21 protein-coding genes are annotated in these 22,873 nt (G+C 59.8%); 10 read left to right on the top strand and 11 right to left on the bottom strand.

Annotated elements, in window-relative coordinates:
* The first annotated feature begins 32 nt into the window (after positions 1–32).
* The 5 genes from RS75_RS10255 to RS75_RS10235 are packed head-to-tail and all read left to right on the top strand — an operon-like array spanning position 33 to position 5,691.
* Positions 33–1,535 (top strand): sugar ABC transporter ATP-binding protein, encoded by a 1,503-nt coding sequence (locus RS75_RS10255; protein WP_045019997.1) that lies wholly within the window; start codon positions 33–35, stop codon positions 1,533–1,535.
* Entirely contained in the window at positions 1,525–2,502 is a 978-nt protein-coding gene (locus tag RS75_RS10250) for an ABC transporter permease (protein ID WP_045019995.1), read from the top strand. The genes RS75_RS10255 and RS75_RS10250 overlap by 11 nt, the downstream gene beginning before the upstream one ends.
* Before the next feature lie 38 nt (positions 2,503–2,540).
* Positions 2,541–3,272, top strand: a complete 732-nt coding sequence (locus RS75_RS10245; RefSeq protein WP_045019992.1) for an SDR family oxidoreductase — start codon at positions 2,541–2,543, stop codon at positions 3,270–3,272.
* A 27-nt stretch (positions 3,273–3,299) separates the two neighbouring features.
* Positions 3,300–4,910 (top strand): FGGY-family carbohydrate kinase, encoded by a 1,611-nt coding sequence (locus RS75_RS10240; protein WP_045019990.1) that lies wholly within the window; start codon positions 3,300–3,302, stop codon positions 4,908–4,910.
* Between the two features lie 55 nt (positions 4,911–4,965).
* Complete coding sequence (locus tag RS75_RS10235) at positions 4,966–5,691, top strand: SDR family oxidoreductase (protein ID WP_045020210.1); 726 nt, start codon at positions 4,966–4,968, stop codon at positions 5,689–5,691.
* A 102-nt stretch (positions 5,692–5,793) separates the two neighbouring features.
* Here the strand turns inward: RS75_RS10235 and RS75_RS10230 are convergent, their stop codons facing one another.
* Positions 5,794–6,090, bottom strand: coding sequence for a PRC-barrel domain-containing protein (locus RS75_RS10230; RefSeq protein WP_003522015.1), 297 nt, complete (start codon positions 6,088–6,090; stop codon positions 5,794–5,796).
* Between the two features lie 212 nt (positions 6,091–6,302).
* Here RS75_RS10230 and RS75_RS10225 point away from each other — a divergent pair, with 212 nt between their 5' ends.
* Entirely contained in the window at positions 6,303–7,118 is an 816-nt protein-coding gene (locus tag RS75_RS10225; RefSeq protein WP_045019985.1) for an inositol monophosphatase family protein, read from the top strand.
* Between the two features lie 105 nt (positions 7,119–7,223).
* A complete protein-coding gene (locus tag RS75_RS10220) occupies positions 7,224–8,894 on the top strand; it encodes a metallophosphoesterase family protein (protein ID WP_045019983.1) in 1,671 nt (556 codons plus the stop codon).
* Between the two features lie 63 nt (positions 8,895–8,957).
* Here RS75_RS10220 and RS75_RS10215 read toward each other — a convergent pair whose 3' ends face one another.
* On the bottom strand, positions 8,958–9,944 hold the full coding sequence (locus RS75_RS10215) for a LacI family DNA-binding transcriptional regulator (RefSeq protein ID WP_045019981.1): 987 nt from the start codon (positions 9,942–9,944) through the stop codon (positions 8,958–8,960).
* A gap of 95 nt (positions 9,945–10,039) precedes the next feature.
* The gene (locus tag RS75_RS10210; RefSeq protein WP_045019979.1) at positions 10,040–11,056 is read right to left on the bottom strand and encodes a DUF1402 family protein; all 1,017 of its coding nucleotides are present in this window, start codon (positions 11,054–11,056) and stop codon (positions 10,040–10,042) included.
* Positions 11,057–11,314: 258 nt separating this feature from the next.
* Here RS75_RS10210 and RS75_RS10205 point away from each other — a divergent pair, with 258 nt between their 5' ends.
* The gene (locus tag RS75_RS10205) at positions 11,315–11,980 is read left to right on the top strand and encodes a transglutaminase-like cysteine peptidase (RefSeq protein ID WP_045019977.1); all 666 of its coding nucleotides are present in this window, start codon (positions 11,315–11,317) and stop codon (positions 11,978–11,980) included.
* 127 nt (positions 11,981–12,107) lie between these two features.
* On the opposite strand, the gene RS75_RS10200 is transcribed toward RS75_RS10205, so the two are convergent.
* The 6 genes from RS75_RS10200 to RS75_RS10175 all read right to left on the bottom strand — a co-directional run bounded on the left by RS75_RS10200 (position 12,108) and on the right by RS75_RS10175 (position 18,284).
* Entirely contained in the window at positions 12,108–13,193 is a 1,086-nt protein-coding gene (locus RS75_RS10200; protein ID WP_045019975.1) for an ABC transporter ATP-binding protein, read from the bottom strand.
* Positions 13,190–14,017, bottom strand: coding sequence for a carbohydrate ABC transporter permease (locus tag RS75_RS10195; protein ID WP_045019973.1), 828 nt, complete (start codon positions 14,015–14,017; stop codon positions 13,190–13,192). The genes RS75_RS10200 and RS75_RS10195 overlap by 4 nt, the downstream gene beginning before the upstream one ends.
* Positions 14,014–14,916 carry a carbohydrate ABC transporter permease gene (locus tag RS75_RS10190; protein ID WP_045019971.1) on the bottom strand — a complete coding sequence of 301 codons (903 nt, stop codon included), beginning with the start codon at positions 14,914–14,916 and terminating at the stop codon, positions 14,014–14,016. Before RS75_RS10190 ends, RS75_RS10195 begins: the two co-directional genes overlap by 4 nt.
* Positions 14,917–15,032: 116 nt before the next feature.
* Complete coding sequence (locus tag RS75_RS10185) at positions 15,033–16,265, bottom strand: ABC transporter substrate-binding protein (RefSeq protein ID WP_045020208.1); 1,233 nt, start codon at positions 16,263–16,265, stop codon at positions 15,033–15,035.
* Positions 16,266–16,334: 69 nt separating this feature from the next.
* A complete protein-coding gene (locus tag RS75_RS10180) occupies positions 16,335–17,237 on the bottom strand; it encodes a sugar phosphate isomerase/epimerase family protein (RefSeq protein ID WP_045019969.1) in 903 nt (300 codons plus the stop codon).
* Positions 17,238–17,249: 12 nt separating this feature from the next.
* Positions 17,250–18,284, bottom strand: a complete 1,035-nt coding sequence (locus tag RS75_RS10175; protein ID WP_045019967.1) for a Gfo/Idh/MocA family protein — start codon at positions 18,282–18,284, stop codon at positions 17,250–17,252.
* A 140-nt stretch (positions 18,285–18,424) separates the two neighbouring features.
* Between RS75_RS10175 and RS75_RS10170 the strand changes: the two genes are divergently transcribed.
* Positions 18,425–19,492 (top strand): LacI family DNA-binding transcriptional regulator, encoded by a 1,068-nt coding sequence (locus RS75_RS10170; RefSeq protein ID WP_045019965.1) that lies wholly within the window; start codon positions 18,425–18,427, stop codon positions 19,490–19,492.
* Here the strand turns inward: RS75_RS10170 and RS75_RS10165 are convergent.
* Positions 19,480–20,358, bottom strand: a complete 879-nt coding sequence (locus RS75_RS10165) for a hypothetical protein (RefSeq protein WP_045019963.1) — start codon at positions 20,356–20,358, stop codon at positions 19,480–19,482. The genes RS75_RS10170 and RS75_RS10165 overlap by 13 nt on opposite strands.
* 121 nt (positions 20,359–20,479) lie before the next feature.
* Positions 20,480–21,526 (bottom strand): GlxA family transcriptional regulator, encoded by a 1,047-nt coding sequence (locus RS75_RS10160; RefSeq protein WP_045019961.1) that lies wholly within the window; start codon positions 21,524–21,526, stop codon positions 20,480–20,482.
* An 86-nt stretch (positions 21,527–21,612) separates the two neighbouring features.
* Here RS75_RS10160 and RS75_RS10155 point away from each other — a divergent pair, with 86 nt between their 5' ends.
* A complete protein-coding gene (locus tag RS75_RS10155) occupies positions 21,613–22,866 on the top strand; it encodes a sarcosine oxidase subunit beta family protein (RefSeq protein WP_045019958.1) in 1,254 nt (417 codons plus the stop codon).
* The last annotated feature ends 7 nt before the right edge of the window (positions 22,867–22,873 follow it).

Here is a 22,873-nt window from a genome sequence, read left to right as displayed (position 1 = left end):
CGGGATATGTCCCGACTATCGAGGAGGGTGAAATGCTGGAACTGAATGGAATAAGAAAAAGCTTCGGCAAGATCGAGGTCCTGCGTGGCGTTAACCTGCAAGCGCGCCCCGGCGAGGTGCATGCGCTTCTGGGAGAGAACGGCGCGGGCAAGTCTACATTGATGAAGATCCTGTGCGGCATTTTGCAACCGTCGGAAGGCACGATCCGCATCGACGGAACGGATCGCCGTTTCGCCAATTATGACGAGGCGATCGCCGCCGGTATCGGCATCGTGTTTCAGGAATTCAGCCTGATCCCCTATCTCGATGCCGTGGAAAACATGTTTCTTGCCCGCGAAATTCGCGGGCCGCTGCGCCTGCTGAACAAGCGCGCGATGCGTAAACGTGCCGCTGAAATCATGAGCCGTCTGGCCGTGGACGTTCCGCTTGATGTGCCCGTGCACCGCCTTTCCGTCGCCCAGCAGCAATTCGTGGAAATCGCCAAGGCGCTTTCGCTCGATGCTCGTATTCTCGTTCTCGATGAGCCGACGGCGACGCTTACCCCGTCCGAGACCGAGCATCTTTTCAAGGTCATGCGCGAGCTGCGGCGTCAGGGCGTTGCGATCATCTTCATTTCCCATCACCTCGAGGAAATATTCGAGATCTGCGACCGCATCACCGTGCTGCGCGATGGCGAACTCATCGGTTCCTGCCTGACCTCGGAGGTCGATAATGACCGTCTGGTGGAGATGATGGTTGGCCGGCGCATCGAGGCCAGCTTTCCGCCCAAACCTGACATCGATGTCTCCGCGCGAAAGGTGATTGAGGTTGAAGAGCTTCAACTGAAAAAAGGCGGTCCGATCTCGCGCTTTTTCCTGCGGGAAGGCGAAATACTGGGCTTTGCCGGTCTTGTCGGTTCGGGACGCACGGAGACGGCGCTCGCCATGCTGGGTGCGCATTCCGCCTCTCGTCGCAAGCTCAGGGTGGATGGTGTGGAAACGCGGTTTTCCGGACCGGACGAGGCTTTGGCGCGGGGCATCGGCCTGCTGCCGGAAAGCCGCAAGGAGGAGGGGCTGATTACAAGCTTCTCCATCCTGCAGAACATTTCCCTCAACAATTATCGCAAGTACCCCAAGGCTCACTGGTTCATCGACCTGAAAAAAGAGCTGGAGCACACCACAAAAGCCATGGCGCAGGTGCAGGTCAAGGCGCAGGGACCCTATGCCAGGGTGGATACGTTGTCCGGCGGCAACCAGCAGAAGATCGTCATCGCCCGCTGGTTGAACCACGACATGCGCGTGCTGATCTTCGATGAGCCGACACGCGGCATCGATGTCGGGGCGAAAGCGGAAATCTACGCGCTGATGCGCGAATTCGCCGCCAAGGGCTATTCGATCATCATGATCTCCTCGGAACTGCCGGAAGTGATCGGCATGTCGGATCGCGTCTGCGTATTCCGTTCCGGCGGCATCGTTGCCACCGTCGAGGGCGCGGATATCAATTCGGAAACAATAATGACAAATGCCACCACAGGGAGGGTTGAACATGTCGCTTGATGCAAATACCGGCGTTGCCGCGAAAACGAGCGGTTTTGGTCTGGGCAGCGTGCTGCGCTCGCCGCTGGCCCTGCCTTTGGCGGGCCTGATTGTCGTGTCGATCCTGATGGGGCTTGCGAGCGACAATTTCTTCAGCGTGAACAACATCATGAACGTGCTGCGACAGGTTTCCGTCGTCGGCATTCTGGCTGTCGGCATGACATTCGTCATCCTGACCGGCGGCATCGATCTGTCGGTCGGCGCGGTCATGGCGCTGGTTGGCACATTATCGGCCGGCCTGATGGTGAATACCGGCCTGCCTGCCGCGCTCGCCTTGCCGGCGGGGCTGTTCATCGGACTGGGCATTGGTATCTTCAACGGCGCGCTTGTCGCCTGGGGCAAGATGCCGGCCATCATCGTCACGCTTGCAACCATGGGCATGGCGCGCGGCCTCGGCCTCATCTATTCCGGCGGCTATCCGGTCAGCGGCATTCCCAGCTGGATTTCCTGGTTCGGCGTCGGCCGCATCGGCGTCGTTCCGGTGCCTGTTATCATCATGGTGGTGATTTATGCCGTGGCCTGGGTGCTTTTGCAGCGTACGGCTTTCGGCCGCCACGTCTACGCGCTCGGCGGCAACGAGCTGGCTGCGCGCCTTTCCGGCGTCAAGACCCGGCGCGTCAAGCTTGCCGTCTATGGCATCTCGGGCGTGACGGCAGCCCTTGCCGCCCTCATCCTGACCGGCCGGCTGATGAGCGGCCAGCCCAATGCGGGCGTCGGCTTCGAGCTGGACGCCATCGCGGCCGTCGTTCTCGGCGGCACGGCGATTGCGGGGGGCAGGGGCCTGATCCTCGGCACGCTTATCGGCGCGGTGCTGCTCGGCATCCTCAATAACGGTCTCAATCTCGTGGGTATCAACCCGTATCTGCAGGACGTCATCAAGGGCGCCATCATCCTGCTTGCCATCTATATCGGGCGCGAATGGCGCTGAGCCGGCTCGAAACATCTTTAAAAACGCAGGAGAGTTAAATGTCTGAATCGCTGCAAGGCAAGATCGCGGTCATCACCGGTGCCGCATCCGGTATCGGTCTCGCCACCACCGAAGCGCTGCTGGAAAACGGCGCGACCGTGGTGATGGTCGACTGGAACGAGAAAGCCTTGAATGAACTCGCCGGCAAACTCGGCAAGCGCGCCATCCCGCAGGTCACGAATCTTCTGGATGCGGATAGCTGCAATGCCATGATCCCGGAAATCCTGGAGAAGGTCGACCACATCGACATTCTCTACTGCAATGCCGGCACCTATATCGGCGGCGACCTCACCGAGACGACGCCCGAAGCCATCGACCGCATGTTGAACCTCAACGTCAATGCGGTGATGAAGAACGTACAGGCCGTCGTGCCGCACATGTCGGAGCGCAAGACCGGTGACATCATTGTCACCTGCTCGATCGCCGGACATTTCCCGACCTATTGGGAGCCGGTCTATTCGGGTTCGAAGTGGGCGATCACCAGCTTCGTGCAGGGCATGCGCCGCCAGATGATCCCGCATGGTGTGCGCGTCGGACAGGTCTCTCCCGGTCCGGTTGTTTCCGCACTTCTGGCAGACTGGCCGGAGGAAAATCTCCGCAAGGCGAAGGAATCGGGTAGCCTTATCGATGCGAGTGAAGTTGCCGATGCGGTGGTCTATATGCTGACCCGCAAGCGCACCGTCACCATCCGCGACATGCTGGTACTGCCCACCAACTTCGACCGCGTATAATCGCCTGTCGCAAGGAGTATATCGAAAATGGCTTCCTACCTGATTGGCGTCGATGTCGGGACCGGCTCCGCACGCGCCGGTGTCTTCGATGTGGCGGGCAGGCTTCTGGCCACCGCCAAGCGCCCGATCACGATGCACCGCGAGGATGGCGGCATTGCCGAACAATCGAGCGATGAGGTCTGGAAAGCCGTTTGCGACAGCGTGCGGGAAAGTGTCTCGCACGCCGGCATCGATCCGGCAGCCGTGGTTGGCATCGGCTTCGATGCCACCTGCTCGCTCGTGGTGCGCGGACTTGGCGATGAGACCTTGCCGGTCGGCGCGCCGGATCATCCAGAGCGCGACATCATCGTCTGGATGGATCACCGGGCCGTCGAACAGGCGGAACGGATAAATGCGGGCGAACATGCCGTCCTGAAATATGTCGGCGGCCGTATTTCTCCGGAAATGCAGACGCCCAAACTCCTGTGGCTTAGCGAAAACAGGCCGGACATCTATACGCGTGCAGAGCATTTCTTCGACCTGACCGACTTCCTCACCTGGAAGGCCACGGGCGCGCTCGATCGCTCTGCATGCACGGTAACCTGCAAATGGACCTATCTCGCCCATGAAGAACGGTGGGACGCGGAGTATTTCAGCGCCATTGGGCTTGGCGATCTGGCGGAGCAAGGTTTTCGCCGTATCGGTGAAAGCGTCGTCCATCCCGGCACGGCGTTAGGCGAAGGATTGACGGACGAAGCCGCAAAAGCCATGGGGCTGGTTGCAGGAACCGCCGTTGCCGCCGGTCTGATCGATGCCCACGCCGGTGGTGTCGGGACGGTGGCTGCGGGCGGCGACGCCTCGCGATGCCTTGGTTATGTCTTCGGCACTTCGTCCTGCACCATGACGACCACCTCTGAGCCCGCTTTCGTGCCGGGTGTCTGGGGTCCCTATTATTCCGCCATGGTTCCCGGCGTATGGCTCAATGAAGGTGGTCAATCCGCCGCCGGTGCGGCCATCGATTATCTGGTGCAATTGCACCCGGCCTTTGCCGAGGCGAAAGCGCTTTCCGAAAGAGAAGGCAAATCATTGCCCGCATGGCTGGCCGACCGCGCGCTGGCATCGGTCGCATCCCCTTCCGCAGCAGTGCGGATTGCCGAGAATTTTCATGTTGTGCCGGAATTCCTCGGCAATCGCGCGCCCTTCGCCGATCCCCATGCGCGGGCCGTCATCGCCGGTTACGGCACCGAGACGGGTGTGGATTCCCTTGTCGCACTTTATGTGGCGGGGCTTCTCGGCCTTGGTTACGGGCTTCGCCAGATCATCGAGACGCAGGCGCGCCATGGCGCTCCGGTGGAAACGATCAGTGTCAGCGGCGGCGCGGGCGCCCATCCGCTTGCAAGACAGTTGCTGGCGGATGCGACCGGTCTTCCCGTCGAGCTGAGCGAATGTGAGGAGCCTGTGCTGCTCGGATCGGCGATGCTTGGCGCGGTTGCCGCCGGGACCTATCCCGACCTGATTTCCGCCATGCCCGCCATGTCGCGTATCGCCAAATGCTCGGCACCGGACGCCGCGTTCCAGCAGATGCACCAGTCTCGTTACGAAGCGTTTCTGACGCTGCAAAATGCGGCGCGCGCCATTCGTTCCGCAAACCATTCCTGAAGCGCCACAGACTTACATCGTCCGGCCGCCATGGCCGCAAAATAAAGAGGATTCCATGCAGTTTTCCGGAAAATCCGTCATCATCACCGGCGCAGGAAAGGGTATTGGTCGCGCTTGCGCCATCCTGATGGCTGCACGCGGCGCTGAAGTCGTGGCAATCAGCCGAACGCAGTCCGATCTCGACAGTCTGAAAAGCGAAATCGGCGGCCGCTCGATCCGCGTCGATCTCGCCGATGTTGCTGCAACGCGGGCGGCGATGGCGCAGGCGGGTCCGTGCGACTTTCTGATCAACAGCGCGGGCGTCAATGTGCTCGAAAGCGTGCTTGATATGAGCGACGAAGGTTATGAGGCCGTGTTGGGCATCAACCTGCGCGCTGCTCTCGTCACATGCCAGGAATTCGCTCGCGCCCGTATCGCAAAGGGCGGCGGTGGTGCAATCGTCAACATCACCTCGATTGCCGGTCATCGCGGCTTTCAGGATCATCTCTGCTATGCCGCCTCGAAGGCCGGACTGGAAGGGGCAACCCGTGTCCTCGCCAAAGAACTCGGGCCGCACGGCATTCGCGTCAACGCTGTCGCGCCGACCATCACGCTCACCGAACTGGCTGCGGAAGCATGGAACGATCCTGCAAAAAGCGAACCGATGATGGTCCGCCATCCGCTCAGGCGGTTCGCTGAGGCCGAAGATGTGGCGCAGAGCATCGCACTGCTTCTGTCGGATGATAGCGGTATGATTTCCGGGGCGGTTTTGCCTATCGACGGCGGGTTCCTGGCCGTCTGACAGGGGGTTGTCCCGCAACCTTCGCCGATAAAATACGAAAACCTCTCCTCCATAAATCCTCGAGCAAGCCAAGGCCGAATGGGGAGAGGTTTGTCGTTATTTTTAGTGACGGTGCTCAGGCATGTCCTTGAGCTGGTCCTTCGTCCATGAGGTAACCGCGTGGACATCGCCGTCCTCGTCCCGCATGAAATCGAGATCGCTGAGCGGGACGGCGACAGGTTTTGCGCCGATGCCGAGAAAACCGCCGACGTCGATGATCGCAGTGCTGCCAGCCCCGACGCCATGAACATGATCGACCTTGCCGACCTTGTGGTCATCTGCGCCATAAACGGTCGCACCTTCCAGCACGGATGGGGTCAGTTCCGTTTCGACGAGGCGTACATGATTGGTGTGATCCACTGTTTTTCCTCCTGCTAGGGTTACAGGACAGGAACTCGTCCATTGCGAAACCGTTCCATCACGCTCCGCATGATCTTGCGGAAAACTGGCTATCTGGAAACAAATTGATCGCTATGACGTCCAGCATGCGATCAGTTACAAATCGCGCTTGAAAAAATTGAACGCGTGTGCAGTATGAGCGCGTGTTCAAGATTTGAAAGAGGTTGTTGCGCATGGATCAGATGCCCTATCCGGATACATTGGCGGCCCGTGCCGAACTGTGCCGCAATGTTGTTTTTTCCGCAGGCGAATTGGTGCTGAAAGGCTTTCAGGGCGAGGCGACACGCAGCTTCTCGATGAAAGGGCCACAGGACTTTCTGACGGTGACGGATGCGGCCTCCGAAGCGCATATTCGCGGCGCGATCGCGGCCGCTTTTCCCGAGGACAGTTTTTTCGGTGAAGAGGGCGGCGGGGTGATCGGCGACCGCGTCTGGGTCGTCGATCCCGTGGATGGCACCGCGAATTTTGCCCGTGGTATTCCGCATTTCTGTATCTCCATTGCCTATGTCGAAAATGGGCGAACTGAGATCGGTGCGATCTATAATCCAGCTCTGGATGAACTTTATTTCGCCCGTCGCGGCGAGGGGGCGACGCGCAACGGGCAACCGATCCGGGTCGCTAAGACGGAGCGTTTCGATGCGGCCTCGATCGAAATGGGATGGTCGACCCGGGTGGAAAATGCCATCTATCTTGATGTCGTCAAGAACCTGCTCGATATGGGCACCAATGTGCGCCGCGCCGGCTCCGGTGCGCTGGCGCTTGCCTATGTGGCCGATGGCCGCTCCGATGCCTATCTCGAATTGCACATGAATTCATGGGATTGTCTTGCAGGTTTGCTACTCGTCAGCGAAGCTGGCGGCGAGGTCTGCCCTTTCCTAGAGATTGGCAGTCTGAGGGACGGCGGGCCGGTGCTGGCCGCCGCTTCCGGCGTTGCGAGCGGCGTCAGCCGGGCGTCGAATATACCCTTGGCCAAGCGGCAAGCTGTCTGATCAGCGGCGGGCCGCATGGAGACATGAAATGGATGAACCCGTTTATGCCTGCCTTGCGAATTTCGTGAGAGCATCGGCGAAGGCGGTCGGAAAGACAGAGCAATCATGCTGACACGCACTCTCCCCTCCGTTGCCGTCATTGCCGACGCGCATTTCCATGACACGGCGGCCGATTTCGGCTTTCCCGGCATCGAGATCGATGGCCAGCGTTTCACCATGCGCAGCTGGTCGGATACACGCGAATCCACCCGGGTTTTCAACGAAAGCGCGGATGCGCTGCATGCTGCGCTCGAAGAAGTGCGGCAGCGCGGTATTCGCCATGTGGTGCTGCTTGGTGACTATACCGACGATGGCCAACGGGCGACCACGGAAACGCTGAAGGGTATTCTGGAACGTCATCGCGATGCCCATGGCACCGCCTTTTATGCGCTGCCTGGAAACCACGATATTTTCGGGCCGCAGGGCCGGCATCAAACCAAGGAATTCCTGACGGAGAACGGCAAAAGCCTCGCCGTTTCGAGCGATGCGCGGCTGGCTGGCGAGCGGGTGGTTTTCAGCGACCGGATGTATTGCGAGGGTTATTCCAGCGGCCTCGAACCGATGGCCGCTTTCGGCTATTTCCGGCAGCCGGACTATCTGCATTGGGAAACGCCGTTCGGCCTGTCCGATGCACCGGAAGACCGCCTTTACGACGTGCACTCGCCAGCTGGCGAAAATGTTTACCGGCTGATGGACGCTTCCTATCTCGTCGAGCCGGAGCCGGGTCTCTGGCTGATGATGATCGACGCCAATATTTTCGAACCGCGCGACGGCACCTTTGAGAGGGGCGAGGAGGCGGCATTCATCGATAGCACCGCCGGAGGCTGGAATGCGCTTTTGCGCTGCAAGCCCTTCATCATCGACTGGATCGCCGATGTGCGCGAGAGGGCACAGGCGCTCGGCAAGACATTGCTCGGCTTTTCCCACTATCCGGCGCTCGACCCTTTCGATGGCGCGAGTGCTGCCGAAAGCGCGTTGTTCGGGGAAACCACTGCCGTGCGGCGCATGCCGCGCAAGGCGGTGGAGGATGCGTTGCTACAGGCCGGGCTTACCGTCCATTTCAGCGGCCATCTGCATGTGGAAGGGGTGACCCGGCGCGGGGTGGGGGAGAATTCCCTCACCAATATCGCCGTGCCGTCGCTGGTCGCCTTTCCGCCTGCCTTCAAGGTCGTGCACCCGTCGCGGCATGAAATTGCCGTGGAGACGGTGGAGATGGCCGGTTTGCCGGTGAACGCGCGGCTTTCCCGGGGTTATGCTCAGGAAACCGCGCTTGCCGGTGAAACCGGGGACAGGGCGTTTGCGGCGGGCAATTACGGTGATTTTCTGCTCGATCACCAGCGGGCGCTGATCCGGTGCCGTTATTTCCCTAGGGAATGGCCGGCGGAGATTTTGGCGGCTATCGCGGATAAAACCGTGCAGGATGTTGTCGGTCTGCTTGGAGGAATGAGCATTGCCCCATGCGATGCGGATTTGCAGATGTTCGAGCTTATCACCGACTGGTACTGCCTGCGTCAGGGCGCCGATCTGGCGTTGCGGTATATCGAGCCTCAACGGCTATCCCTTTACCGGATGCTGGCGGACCGCTTCGGGCGCGACGCCAATGGTCACGACGGTTCCATCAAGAGCTTCCTCGAAATCTTCTTCGGTTCCCTCGGCCTGTTTCTCGACCGGGCCGAAGCCGGTGCGCGGCCTCTCGAGCTTCGGCTTGCACTGCCAGATGAACCCGTCGCGGTGTGACGCATAATCTTTGCGCCACCGGGATCGCAGGGGATATATAGAGATGAAGAGTGCAGGCGTGTTCTAGCGTGCCGTGAGACGCTCGATCATGGAAACGGGCACGACCTGAAGCCGGGTTTCCGGCTCGTTACTGTCGAGAGCGGTCAGGACTTTCTCGGTCAGCACATCCAATGACTGGGCAACGGTTGTCAGCTGATAGCTTTTCCAACTCGCCTGCGGGATATCGTCGAAACCAACGATCGACAGATCTTCCGGTATCCGGCGGCCCTTCTCCAGCCGCGCCGCATCCATGAAGCCCAGCGCCAGCAGATCGGTCACGCAGAAAGCTCCGTCGATGGTCTTGTCCGCCAGCAATTCGCAGCCGGCCTGATAGCCGCTGTCATAACTTGTCGGTCCGTCCGACCAGGCAACGACCTCGATGCCTTCGATGGTCATGCGCTGGGTGAAAGCACCGGCGCGGCGCAGCTGGGCGGGTGTCTCGCTGCCGCTCCTGACGACTGCGACCTTCCTGCATTTTGCCGCCACGAGCCGCAGGGCGGCGAGATCGGCGCCGTGGGAATCGTCGCTCAGCACCATATTCGTATCGGTGCGGTCGAGACGCTGGTTGATGAGGATGAGGCGCACGCCGTTGGCGATGCACTCGTCTATGATCGAGGCGGGCGGCTCGCCGGACAAAACGACGATAGCCTGGACACGAAACTCGAAGAGACGCTCGATCAGTGGTGCGATGTCCTTGCGGGCGTCGGCCGCATTCAGCAACAGGCATTGCAGACCGCGACGCAGAAGGCCGATGCTGAGGAGATCGAGCTGCTTTGAAATGAATGGAGAGCTGAGATTGGCTCCAACGACCCCGATGAGGTTGGAGCGGTCATTGTTGAGACCCTGCGCCAGACGGTTGACGCGGTAGCCGAGTTCCTGCGCCGCTTTCAGCACCTTGCGCCGGACGGTCTTCGATACGCTGCCGCCGGGGGTGAAGGTACGCGAGACGGCGGAGCGCGAGACACCGGCCTTTTTCGCCACCTCTTCGGCTGTCACGAACCCTCTCGCCATTCAACTTCCCCGTTGCGAAACCCGTAGGACTGATATCACAGGCCACACGGCGTCGCCTATTCCAATCGAGTGGGGAGACATTATTGCCGGGCCTGTTATCGCGTTTTCCCACCAATATCCGAGGTCGTCCGCTGATCGACGGCCTTGCCGTCGAGAATGTTTCTCAGAGCGTCAAGGCGCTCGTTGATCAGCCATCCATAGTAGTTTTCGACCGGCAGAAGCTTTTTTGCGCCGGCATCTACGGCCGCCCGCAGACGTTCGGCACGCCGGCGCGGTTGGCCGACATTGTAGAGGGTGGCGGTGATGCCGGGATTGCCGGAAATGTCGAAGCCTTTTTCCCTGTAGGCGTCGATGGAGTCTCTTAGAATGGCGGCGATGTAGGTGATGCTTCGGTCGGGATCCATGACGTCGCGGTAAATTTCCTTTGGCCTGTCTGCGGAGAGTTTCGGCAGGCCGCTGGTCCTGTTCACCAGATCGGTGACCTGCAGGGCCGTCAACGGGCTGATCTGTCCAAGGCCAAAGGTCTGTCCGGCATAGAAGGGCTGAAAGAAGGCCCGCTGGAACGAAAATGCCTCATAGGTCACGCCATCGACGGTCTTGCCCCGAAAACTGGCGTCCCAGACAGTATCGCGGCAGCTCCATTGCTCGGAAGTCGTCGGCAGAGCCTCGCAGGAGCCGAATTCCGGCCGTTCGAGAAATGTCTTCAGGGAAACGCCCTGATAGCTGAACTTTATATCGAGTTCCGCATAGGAAATGGCCTTGACGTAATATGTCTGCAAGCGGTCCACGGCCGTGACGTTGAAAGTGTGTTCCCCGACGATGGCGCCGACGATGTGGATCGGATCGATGCCGTAAGCCGCCGCCGCCTTCTTGATCTTGCCGAGAAGACCCGGCTCGCTGTTTAGAAGATCGACCGTCTTGCGGAATTTTTCCTCATAGGTCGTGGAGAACGCCCTGGTCCTGATCGCCGAGGCCTGGGGTATTTCCGGCTGTTCGGCCGACCGGTTTCCGGCAGGCACGACGATCATCTGCTGCGCTGCGGCATATGAAGGCAGGCAGGCCAGCGCCAGAATGACAGCGGCCGCGCGGGTGGACTTCGCAAACAGGCTCATGCAGCGTTCTCTATGATGTGGAGTGTTGTTGCGGTGACGGGCCTTTAATAGGCAGGCCGTCCGCGCGTGGCAAGTTCAGGCCGCTCACTTTCCCGTTGTTGGCCGTTCCATTGCCGCCGCTTCACGCACGATCTTCCGGCAGGGCCACGCTCTGCCGGAACCGTGGGGACCGGAATCATCGGGTTCGTTAAAAGTCGAGCGTTTTGTTTCATGTGACCTCAAACCGCCGCCGATAGGTCATGTCGTCAGGAGACGAACATGACCCATCTCATCAAATTGCTGCACGCATGTTTCATTCTGGCCGTCGCAGGTTTGGCTGCACCGGTGCAGGCATCTCCTTCGATGCAGACGGGCAAGATCACGTCGCAGCCCATCGGGCACTACGACTTCTGCCAGCGGCATTCGGCTGAATGCCAGCCGGTGAAGGCCACACCGCCGCTCAATCTTACTCCCGATCTCTGGGCGACCCTCGTTTCGGTCAACAGTGCCGTCAATGTCGAAATCGACCAGCGTACCGACATGGAAGTGTGGGGTTACGAGGACTACTGGGAATACCCTTATAATCGTGCTGGAGACTGCGAGGATCTTGCACTGGAGAAGCGCAAGCGGCTTATGGAGGCGGGTTTGCCGGTTTCCGATCTCTTGATCACGGTCGTCCGGGACGAACGGGGTGAGGGTCACGCCGTTCTAACGGTCAGGACGGATCGGGGAGATTTCATCCTCGACAATATGAAAACGAAGATCTTTCGCTGGGACGAAACGCCCTATACCTACCTCAAGCGTCAATCCACGGAACATGCCGGTCGGTGGGTGGATATTGATGGCTCCGGTTCGCCCGCCATCGCTGCCCGTGAAGTTGGTCGGGCCACCGCCACCGCCGCGACCGCGCGTCGAAGCATTCTCGACATAGTCATGGGGCGCTGAATTTTGCCTCATCGCGGACGCTCACTGGTCCGCGATGAACAATTTGATTGCCTGCGTCCGGCGGTGCAAGGGATCGGCGCTCCGGCCGTAAAATCGGCTCCGATCCGCGTGCCTGGTGTTCTTCGGTTCACCGGCCTCCGAGACCGGCCCCCGTTTCCTCATCGAACAAATGCATGTCGGACGGGTTGATATCGAGGCCGATGACTTCACCGGCCCTGACCTCGCTGCGTCCCTGTATCGCGATGACCACTTCGGTCGAGGTACCGAGCGTGAGGAAGGTGGCCGAACCGGTCGTTTCCACCGCCGAAACGGGCAATGTCAGCGCCGCTCCGGTTGCTGTTACGGGCCGGATATGTTCCGGCCTGATGCCGACGATGACGCGTTTGCCGGGTGGCAATGAAGTCGGGCTTTTGATGGGCTGCTCCGGCTCGTTTTCGCCGAAACGCAGCTGAAGCGAAACGCCGTCCGCGCTGGCCGTCGCCGGAATGAAATTCATGGCCGGCGAACCGATGAAGCCTGCGACAAAGCGATTGACGGGGCGGTCGTATAGTTCCAGCGGCGTACCCTGCTGCTCGATCACGCCGTCCCGCATGACGACGACGTGATCCGCCATCGTCATCGCCTCTATCTGGTCATGGGTGACATAGACCGAGGTTGCGTGCAGGCGGTCGTGAAGCGCGCGGATTTCCTTGCGCATATGCACGCGCAGCGCCGCATCGAGATTGGAGAGCGGTTCGTCGAACAGGAATGCCTGCGGATTGCGAATGATCGCCCGGCTCATGGCAACGCGCTGACGCTGGCCGCCGGAAAGTTCGCGCGGGTATCGTTTCATCAGCTTTGAGAGGCCGGTCGTGACGGCAACGTCCTCCGCCGCCTTGCGGGCTTCCGCCTTTGCCACGCCGCGCATGCGCAGCGAATAGGTCAGGTTTTCTTCCACCGTCATATGGGGGTAGAGCGCGTAGGACTGGAACACCATTGCCACATCGCGCTTGCGCGGCGGCACGCCGTTCATCAGCGTGCCTGCAATGCGCATGTCGCCGCTCGATATGGTCTCCAGCCCCGCCAGCGAACGCAGCAGGGTGGATTTTCCGCAGCCGGACGGGCCGACCAGGGCGACGAAGGTGCCTTTCTTTATGGAAAGATGGATGTCCTTCAGCGCGTGGAAGGCACCGTAATATTTGTTTACGCCGGAAAGTTCGATCTGAAGGGTCATTTTAGCGCTCCCGAGGTCAGGCCGGAAACGATGCGGCGCTGCAAGAGAATGAACAGGGCAAGAATGGGTGTCACATACATGGTCGCATAGGCCATGATGTTGTTCCATTCGCTGGTGTTGGGGCCCATGAAGGAATTGAGGCCGACGCTGGCAGGCTGTAGTTCAGCCGCCTGGATCATCGATTTCGAATAGACGAATTCCCCGAAAGCTTGCATAAAAATGAGGATGGCGCTGACGAGGATGCCGTTTCTGGCAAGTGGCAGCACGATGTTGAAAAAGGCGCCGACGCGGGAATTACCATCCACCAGGGCTGCTTCTTCCAGTTCCTGGGGAACCGCCATGAAGGTTGCGCGCACCAGCACCACGAAGAAGGGCATGCTTTTCGCCGCAATGGCGAGGATGACCGACAGGCGGGGATAGTCGAGCAGACCCACTTGCGAGAAGCCGACGAAGATCGGCGTAATCATCAGGGACGCCGGCAGAACCTGCAGCATGAGGATGAGGAACAGGCCGATATCCACCCAGACGTTGCGATACCGCGCCAGCACATAGGCGCAGCCGACGCCGAGCACGGTAATCAGCGCCACCGCACTTGTGGCGATGAGCACCGAGTTCCACAGATAACGCCCCATATTGCGACTTTGCCACACATAGGCAAAGGTCTGCCACTGCGGATCGGCCGGCCAGAAGCCCGGCGGGTTGGCGAACATTTCTGAGCCGCTCTTGAGCGAAGTCAGATACATCCAGTAGAGCGGAAAGAGATAGATGATGGCAAGCACGATGGCGATCGCCAGCATCAACCGGTTGCGGGTCGTGATACTCATCCGCGCACCTCATGCCGTGTCGAGCGCACATAGACGACGGACGCCAGCATGACGAAAACGATCATGATGACGGAGATCGTTGCGCCCCTGCCGAAATCATATTGTCGGAACGACAGATCCCAGGCCCAGTATTGCGCCACGTTGGAACTGTTGTTGGGCCCGCCATCGGTGATGGCGGCGAAAAGATCGAATTGCTGGAGCGTGAAAATCAGGCCGAGCGAAACGATCGCACCGATGGTGGAGCGCATCATCGGCAAGGTGATGGTGTAGAAGCGCTGCCAGGCACTGGCGCCGTCCAGTTCAGCCGCCTCGTAAAGATCGCCGGGAATGGAGGCGAGGCCAACCGAGAGAAGGATCATGTTGAACGAGGTGCCGAGCCAGATATTGGCGATGACGACGGCCCAGAGCGAAAAATTCGCATCCGATCGCCAGAAAATGTTTGCGGAAATCATGCCGCTTTCGCGCAGGAAGAAGTTCAGTACGCCGAAATCGCCTGACAATATCCAGTTCCAGATCGCACCGACGACGAGCCCGGGCATGACCCAGGAGACGAGGAACAGCCCGCGCAGCCAGCTGGCGCCGGGGAAATTCACCCAGAAGAACAGCGCCAGGCCGAAACCGATGGCGAATTGCCCGGCAATTGAGGCGACGACGAAGGTGACGGTGTTGAACAGGATCGGTAGGGTTTCAGGCTGCCGGAACAGATCGACATAATTGCGGAAACCGACAAACGGGCGCACGAAGGTGCCCAGACTGAACATGTCGACTTCCTGAAAGCTCATGACGATGTTGTAGATGAGCGGCAGCCCCGCCATGACGAACAGGAAACCCAAAGGAAAAGCGACGAGGATGAGGTCGAAACCACGACCGTCGCTGACGCTGGAAAACAGTTTTTTCATGAAACATCCTCTCAAGCTCCGATCGGGGCCGCCGCTGCATATCACAGCGAGCGGCCCCACCGGGAGGAACCCCGTGGATGGGAGGCCGGATGAACCCGGCCGCCCGCCCAGATAGATCAGCCTTCGATCAGCTTTATCTTTTCAGCGGCCTGATCAAGCGCTGCCTTCGGTGTCATCTGACCCGACAGGGCGCCCTGGATGGCGTCCTGGATGGCCTTGGAAATCTTCGGCCATTCAGGCGAGGGACCGCGCGGTTGCGCATATTTGAGCTGCTCGATAAAGGTCTTGAGCGCCTCGTCCTTCAGTGCATTGCCGGTGGGCGGAACCGGAATATCGGAACGTGCCGGCAACTGGCCGAAGTTCTTGAACATGTCCTTGTCCTGCGAGGCGAAGAACTCGATCGCCTTGAAGGCCTCGGCCGGATGTTTGGTCTTGGAGAAGATAGCCCAGTTATAGTCGCCCATGGCCGAAGACCGTGGCGCGTCAGGCGTCGGAACCGGCAGCAGCGTCACGCCCCAGTCGAACTTGGCGTCCTTCAGCATGCGGTCGATTTCCCATGGTCCGGAGATCGCCATGGCTGCGTTGCCGGCATTGAAGGTGGCGGTGGAATCCCACTGGCTGCGCGTCAGCGTGTCCGGCGAGGCCAGTTTCTCGGTCAGCAGAAGCTTCCACGTATCAAGCGCCTTTACCGCGCCATCGGTATTGATGTTCTTGTAGGTGGCGCCGGCCATCTGCGCCCAGGGCAGGAACTGGAAGGTGCCTTCCTCGTTGGCCTTGGCGCTGAAGCTGATGCCGTAAACATTCTTGGCAGGGTTGGTGAGCTTGCGGGCAGCGTCCACCAGCTCCTCCCAGGTCTGCGGCGGTTTTGCCGCATCGAGACCGGCTGCCTTGAACAGGTCCTTGTTGTAGTAGAGGGCAATCGTATTCGTCGCTTTCGGAACGCCGAAATATTTGCCGTCCCAGGTCACGGATTTCAGCGGACCCGGAAAATAGTTTTCGGTCTTGATGACATCCGACTTGGCGATCATATCCGTCACGTCGAGAAAGGCGCCGCGTGCGGCGAACATGGCGTGGTTGGGATTGTCGATGGCGATGATGTCGGGTGCGTTGCCGGTCGAGTAGGCACGCATGGACTCGCTCACCACATCATCGAACTGCAATTGCCTATATTCGATCTTGATGCCGTTATTGAGCTTGTTGAACTCGTTAACGAGGTTCGGCGCCGGCTGGATATCCCTGTCCAGCGACCACAAGGTCAAGGTCACATCTTCCGCATGCGCCGTCATCGCACCGGCGGATACGCTTGCCAGAACAAGCGCACCGGCCATCATGCATTTCGCGATACCCATCATAATCTCCTCCTCTTGGTTATCGTCTCTGCAACTGCTGGAAGCCTTCTCCCAAAGGCTTCCGTTCTTTCAAGTGGGATCGACGACAAATTCGCCGCCCCGGCAATGTTTCAGATAGTTCAGGCCGTGCACCTGTCCCGTCATTTCCAGCTCGTCGCGGTAGACCGGGTCATGCCAGCCTTCGATGTCGATCGAGCCGGACCAGCCGGCCAGGCGCAGTTCCGAAATAACGTCCGTCCAGTTGCTGTCGCCGAAACCCGGCGTGCGCATGAAAACGAATTTTTCCTTGCCGAAAATACCGTGCTCGCGAATGACATCCCAGCGGATGGTCGCATCCTTGCCGTGCACATGGAAAATCTTGTCGGCCCATTTGCGGATCTGCGGCAGCGGGTCGATGAGATAGACCATCTGGTGGCAGGGTTCCCACTCGATGCCGATATTGTCGTCCGGCGTTTCGTTGAACATCAGTTCCCACGCGTCGGGATTATGGGCGATGTTCCAGTCGCCGGTCTGCCAGTTGCCGTCCATGGCGCAATTTTCAAAAGCGATCTTCACGCCCTTGTCCGCTGCCCTCTTGGCAAGCTCGCTCCAGATTTCCTTATAACGGGGCAGGCTCTCGGGCAGCGGCTTTCCGCGCAGCCGGCCGGTGAAACCCGCAACGCAGGTTGCGCCGAAATGATGGGCGTTGTCGATGCAGTCTTTCCAGCCCTGCAACGTCTGGAGGTCGATCTCGGTCTCCTCCAGCGGGTTGCCGAACATGCCGAGCGTGCCGATGGTGATGTCGCGGTCGCCGATCGCGTCAAGGCAGCGCTTGCCCAGATCGGCAAGGTCCTGACCGTTGGTCGTCTGCCAGAAGAACGGTTCGAAGCTTTCGAAACCGAGATCGGCTATCTGCCCGATGCGTTCAGCCGCCTGCCCTTTGGTGGCGCTGACCATGGTGCCGATGCGGATGGATTTTGCCGGATTGCTCACGTCTGTCGGTCCTTATGCTGCGATGGAAACACGCTGGCCGATGCGGGCGCTTTCGATCGCGCCGATCACCATGGCCAGGCTGTTGATGTTGTCGAATGAGGCCGTTTCCGGCATCTCGCCGGTGCGGATGGATTGAAGAAACGAGAGTATGACGCTGGCGTGGCCATGCGTATCCTTCTCGGAAATACTATCGGAAACGTTTACGGTCTTGAATCCACGCAGAAGACCCGGCTCTTCGCCGGCCACGGAGGCGGAGAAATTGTCTTCCCCATCCCAGAGGATCATGCCCTTGGAGCCGATCAGCCGCCAGCGGGCTTCCCAGCTGGTTCTTTCGCCTTCCGCGCACCAGGAGCCGCGATAGGTGAAGATCACATCGTTGGAAAATTCGAATATGGCATTGGCGCTTGCCCCGTGTGCGTACCAGGAGCCGGCCGGATTTTTCTCCACGCAATATACGGAGAGAGGCTTTTCATCGGCGACGAAACGCGCCGCATCGAAGGTGTGGATCGCCATGTCGAGAAGGAGAACGTTCTTCATCTCCTCGCGGAAGCCGCCAAAATGGGGGCCTAAGAAAAAATCGCAATGAATGGCTGTCAAATCACCAATGACGCCATCTTCCACGGCACGGCGCAACCGCCTGATGCCGGAGATAAAGCGCCGGTTTTGCACCACGGCATGAATTTTACCGGCTTTTTTCGCCAGTTCCACCAGCGTTGCAGCCTCTTCCATCGATGCGGCAAGCGGCTTTTCGCTAAGCACATGGCACCCGGCTTCAAGACCGGCTGCGACAACAGCGAACCGTGCCTGCGGAATGACGATATCGAACAGGATGTCGGCTTTCGTCCGTGCGAGAACGTCGCGAAGATCGGTGCCGGTGATGACATCGGTGAGGGCGAATTCTTCGGCAAGCGCGCGTGCCGTGTCTTCGTTCAGATCGACCAGGCCGACGATCTTGATCGCGCCAAAAATCTCCGGCGTCGAATGAATGGCGCGCAGCCAGCCTTTGGCCATTGCTCCGCATCCGCATAAAACGGCATTGTATATCATCTTCTCTCCCCGGTCTCTGGGCAAAACTCCTCTTTGCGCAGAGCGTCGTAAACGTTTACGACACTAGGCTGATCATGTTAGATATGTCAATACCGTTATCGGGGACGCAGATTGCGTACCCGGCTCAGGAGGGGGAGTGCATGAAAGGAATTCGTCAGCTTGCCGATTATCTGGAGATATCGATAGGCACCGTTTCCCGTGCCTTGAACGGTAAGCCAGACGTTAACGAGGAAACACGGCGGCGCGTTCTGGAAGCGGCGGAAAAGCTTGGATATGTCGCCAACCAGTCCGGCCGCAGCCTCCGGCAGGGGACCACCAACGTTATCGGCCTGATGACCGGCAGCGACGCGCAGACGGTGGAGAACTCCGACAACTTCTTCATGGGGGTGACGGATGGTTTGCAAAGCGTGTTTTCCGCTCACAATCTCGATCTCATCGTTCTGCCATGCCCAGGCGATGAAGACCCGGACGAGTATCTCAAGCGCATGGTGGCGCGCCGCATAGTGGATGCGATGATCATTTCTTCGACCCGCCGTATCGACAAGCGTATCGATTTTTTAAAGCAGACCCGCTTGCCTTTCGTCACGCTCGGCCGCACTTCCTCCAGCGCCGACCATGCCTGGATCGATCTCGACTTCGAAGAGGTTGCGTACAGCGCCGTCAACCGGCTCGCGGCTGCCGGCCATCGCACCATTGCGGTTGCCGCACCCGATAGCGATGTCAATCTCGGTTATGTTTTCATGGAAGGGTACAGGCGCGGACTGGAGGAAAACGGCATCGTTTACGATCCGTCTCTGGTCATCCGGGCGAAATCGAGCGAGCAGGGCGGATATCACGCCGCCAGCGAGTGGCTGCAAATGCGACCCCGGCCAACCGCGCTTGTGCTGATCTATGAAATGATGGCGCTTGGCCTTTATCGCCGTCTGGCGGAAGTCGGTCTGAAACCGGGGCGGGATCTCGCGGTCATCGGTTTTCGCGATGGTCCGCGTGGCCAGTTTCTGGAGCCGCGATTGACCAGTTTCCGCATGTCCCTGCATGATCTCGGCGTGACGGTCGCCCAGACTCTCCTGTCGACCATGCCGGCTTATGCGCCGTTTTACCCCGATCAGGCGCGCGATTGCATCTGGCCCATGCAGCTTGTGCCGGGAGAGAGCGACCCGGCACCCGCGGTAGCCGCAAGCCTCCCCGCAGGGCGTCAAAGCTTATAGTCTTGAATGGTCGCGACACCGAACGGATTGAATTTATACTGGTCTTCCTCATACCGCTCGTCGTCGGACAGGTCGGCATGACGAGCCTTCAAGGCCGTTTCAACGCCTTCGCGGGTCATTTGATCGGCGATGTCGTCGATCAGCGCGGCGATTTTCAGCTGCTCGGTATTGGTGGAGGGCTGCTCCTCATCTTTTCGGGTGAAATGCACCTCCACGTCGGGCAACCCGACCAGATGAAAGCCGACGCTCCCCATCCCGTCGGCATCGCCGCCGATGGGGCGTCGTGCGAAAGCGAGACGGCAGGTTCTGGCGAATGCCAGGGCATCGTTTGCGGCTGCGTCACGGCGCGATTGCTCGAAGAGTTCCTTCCACCGCTGCACGCCATGGGCAACGCCTGCGCTTTCACCCTTTACGGCAATTGCGCCGTTATCGAGCATGTACTGCACGAACATCAGGGCTTTCCCGCATGTCGCCACGGCCGTTTCCGTCGCCATTGACGGACCAAGCACATAAAGAACCGAGCCGTGTCCGGCGACTGCCTCCTCGTCACTCTCCTGATAGGCGTCCGGGTCGACACGATCCCAGCAGACATTGAAAGACCGTTCCATCCGGTCATCAGGCTCATCCTGCGAATACTCCTCATCGAGGCTGAAATCGCTGGCAAATTTATCGATGGCGGCGCGAGCGCTCTGTTGCAGCGTCGCCAGACCATTTTCCGGGCCGAGAAAACAAAGGACATGGCGTGGTTTGTATTCGGAACGGGATTCGGCAACTGCCGGAACGTTATTCGCGGCCTTGCCGACGGACGGCCTTCCCAGCACAAGACCACCTAAAAGCGCGAGAACGCCACGACGCTCCGAATTCATCCCATGCCCCCACGGTTTCCATCGACAGGATGAGGGTATTTACACCGGGATGCAGAGTTCTGGCTATATCGCGTTCACTTATTTTGCGGCATTCGGCCTTTGGCGGGCCAACAGAAAACACTCAGAGTTGCGGCAACAGCACGCCGACAGCAAACTCCTCGTCGGACGCCGAGTGGCCGATCTGCGTCTTGCGATATTCGCTGGGGCTGAAGCCGCGCTCGGCGCGGAGCGTGCGGGAAAGGTGCGGCGCGTCGCAAAAACCGGTGGCGAGCGCAATCTGGGTGATCGGGTCGCGCGTGGTGCGCAGAAGGGAAAGGGCGCGATCCAGCCGAAGCTCGAGATAGACCTTGGAGGGCGTCGCCTTGAGGTCTCCGAGAAAACGCCGTTCGAGGCTGCGGCGGCCAAGGCCGAGATCGCGCGCGAGTTCCAGCACCGTTCTCGGAACCTCAATGTTCTGCTGCATCCGCAGGATCGCTTTTCTAACCACGGGATCGGTTGCCGTTCTGGCACTCTGCTGGCCGGGCTGGGGCTTTTCGCCGCTGAGCGCACTGTCGATCATCATGATGTTGAGGCTCTTGATAGCGGCCGACTGGCCGACATGGCGCTCCACAAGGAACGCCGCCAGATGCGCAGCACCATGGCCCCCCGAACAGGTCAGGCGATTGCGGTCTATGACGAAAAGCTGGTCGGAGACCATTTGCTCGGCGTGGAAGCGGTCGAGAAAATCCTGATGGTGGAACCAGCTCACGCAGCAGCGATAACCGTCCAGCAGGCCCGCCTCGTGCAGAATGAAAACGCCGGTGCAGAGCCCGACGATGGGAATGCCGGCCGCCGCGCGGTCTTTCAGGAACCGCAGCGCCTCCGGCGACAAGGCGCTGTGGTCGCTGATCAATCCGCCGACAACGACGATATAGTCGTAATGCGTTGCGTCGTGGAGCCGCGTATCCGGCTGGACCTTGACGCCGCAGCTCGATTGCACATTGCCGAGCGTCGCTGACAGCACCGACCATTCGCACAGGATAGGCCGGGAGCGATCGGCCTCGTCGGCGGCAAGGCGCAGCACATCGACAAAATTTGCGAAAGCCGACAGCGTGAACCGGTCGGCAAGCAGGAAGGCGACGCTGAGGCGTTTCTTGACGCGTTGAGAGATCATGGCGCAAATATTCATCCAAAGAGACGCGATTGTCCAGCCCTGGCGGGATAAATGTCCGTAGGCTTTCGAATACCGAGATTTTCCAACCAGTAGGCCCGCTCATGACGCGTTTTAATGCCTTCAATCTATTGCGGAATGCCCTGACCGGCCACAAAAACTGGGACGAGCAATGGCCCGACAGCCAGCCCAAGGCCGAATATGACGTGGTGATCGTCGGGGCCGGTGGCCACGGTCTTGGTGCTGCCTATTATCTGGCCAGCCAGCACGGCATCACGAATGTCGCGGTCATCGACAAGGGCTGGCTCGGCGGCGGCAATACCGGCCGCAACACCACGATCATCCGCTCCAACTATCTCTACGACGAAAGTGCCCGTCTCTACGATCACGCCGTCGATCTGTGGGAAAACCTGAGCCAGGAACTGAACTACAACGTCATGTATTCGCGGCGCGGCGTGCTGATGCTGGCGCATAACGTCCACGACGTACAAAGCTTCAAGCGCCACATTCATTCCAACCGTTTGAACGGCGTCGATAATCGCTGGCTGAGCGCTGAAGAATGCAAGGAATATTGCCCGCCCTTGAGCATTGCGCCGAATGCCCGCTATCCGGTGATGGGCGGTGCGCTTCAGGAACGTGCCGGCACGGCGCGCCACGATGCCGTTGCCTGGGGTTATGCGCGCGGTGCTGCCGCCCGTGGCGTCGATATCATCCAGAACTGCCCGGTCACCGCCATTCGCCGCAACGCCGACGGTTCCGTCGCGGGCGTCGAGACGGCGAGGGGCTTCATCAAGGCGAAGAAGGTCGCAGTTTCGGCCGCCGGTCATACATCGGTGGTGATGGATACCGCAGGCGTTCGCCTGCCGCTCGAAAGCTATCCGCTGCAGGCTCTGGTGTCGGAACCGATCAAGCCGATCTTCCCCTGTGTGGTGATGTCGAATGCGGTCCATGCCTATATCAGCCAGTCCGACAAGGGCGAGCTGGTGATCGGTTCGGGCACGGACCAATACACCTCCTATTCTCAGCGCGGCGGCCTGCCGCTGATCGAACATACGATCGCCGCGATCGTCGAGATTTTTCCGATCTTCAACCGCATGCGGATGCTGCGCAAATGGGGCGGCATCGTCGATGTCACGCCGGATCGCTCGGCCATTCTCGGCAAGACGCCGGTCGACGGGCTTTACGTCAATTGCGGCTGGGGCACGGGCGGCTTCAAGGCCACGCCGGGCGCTGCTCACACCTTCGCCTGGACCATCGCCAAGAACGAACCGCACCCGATCAACGCGCCGTTCACGCTGGAGCGTTTCCGCTCCGGCCGCCTGATCGACGAGGCAGCCGCCGCTGCCGTGGCGCACTGAGGAGCTA

The organism is Rhizobium nepotum 39/7 (genome assembly GCF_000949865.1).
GTDB classification, from domain to species: Bacteria; Pseudomonadota; Alphaproteobacteria; order Rhizobiales; family Rhizobiaceae; genus Agrobacterium; species Agrobacterium nepotum.
This window is presented reverse-complemented; position numbering and strand designations above follow the sequence as displayed.

Coding starts and splice junctions, on each gene's coding strand:
- RS75_RS10255 (WP_045019997.1), top strand. CDS start 33: ATGCTGGAACTGAATGGAATAAGAAAAAGCTTCGGCAAGATCGAGGTC.
- RS75_RS10250 (WP_045019995.1), top strand. CDS start 1,525: ATGTCGCTTGATGCAAATACCGGCGTTGCCGCGAAAACGAGCGGTTTT.
- RS75_RS10245 (WP_045019992.1), top strand. CDS start 2,541: ATGTCTGAATCGCTGCAAGGCAAGATCGCGGTCATCACCGGTGCCGCA.
- RS75_RS10240 (WP_045019990.1), top strand. CDS start 3,300: ATGGCTTCCTACCTGATTGGCGTCGATGTCGGGACCGGCTCCGCACGC.
- RS75_RS10235 (WP_045020210.1), top strand. CDS start 4,966: ATGCAGTTTTCCGGAAAATCCGTCATCATCACCGGCGCAGGAAAGGGT.
- RS75_RS10225 (WP_045019985.1), top strand. CDS start 6,303: ATGGATCAGATGCCCTATCCGGATACATTGGCGGCCCGTGCCGAACTG.
- RS75_RS10220 (WP_045019983.1), top strand. CDS start 7,224: ATGCTGACACGCACTCTCCCCTCCGTTGCCGTCATTGCCGACGCGCAT.
- RS75_RS10215 (WP_045019981.1), bottom strand. CDS start 9,944: ATGGCGAGAGGGTTCGTGACAGCCGAAGAGGTGGCGAAAAAGGCCGGT.
- RS75_RS10210 (WP_045019979.1), bottom strand. CDS start 11,056: ATGAGCCTGTTTGCGAAGTCCACCCGCGCGGCCGCTGTCATTCTGGCG.
- RS75_RS10205 (WP_045019977.1), top strand. CDS start 11,315: ATGACCCATCTCATCAAATTGCTGCACGCATGTTTCATTCTGGCCGTC.
- RS75_RS10200 (WP_045019975.1), bottom strand. CDS start 13,193: ATGACCCTTCAGATCGAACTTTCCGGCGTAAACAAATATTACGGTGCC.
- RS75_RS10195 (WP_045019973.1), bottom strand. CDS start 14,017: ATGAGTATCACGACCCGCAACCGGTTGATGCTGGCGATCGCCATCGTG.
- RS75_RS10190 (WP_045019971.1), bottom strand. CDS start 14,916: ATGAAAAAACTGTTTTCCAGCGTCAGCGACGGTCGTGGTTTCGACCTC.
- RS75_RS10185 (WP_045020208.1), bottom strand. CDS start 16,265: ATGGGTATCGCGAAATGCATGATGGCCGGTGCGCTTGTTCTGGCAAGC.
- RS75_RS10175 (WP_045019967.1), bottom strand. CDS start 18,284: ATGATATACAATGCCGTTTTATGCGGATGCGGAGCAATGGCCAAAGGC.
- RS75_RS10170 (WP_045019965.1), top strand. CDS start 18,425: ATGAAAGGAATTCGTCAGCTTGCCGATTATCTGGAGATATCGATAGGC.
- RS75_RS10165 (WP_045019963.1), bottom strand. CDS start 20,358: ATGAATTCGGAGCGTCGTGGCGTTCTCGCGCTTTTAGGTGGTCTTGTG.
- RS75_RS10160 (WP_045019961.1), bottom strand. CDS start 21,526: ATGAATATTTGCGCCATGATCTCTCAACGCGTCAAGAAACGCCTCAGC.
- RS75_RS10155 (WP_045019958.1), top strand. CDS start 21,613: ATGACGCGTTTTAATGCCTTCAATCTATTGCGGAATGCCCTGACCGGC.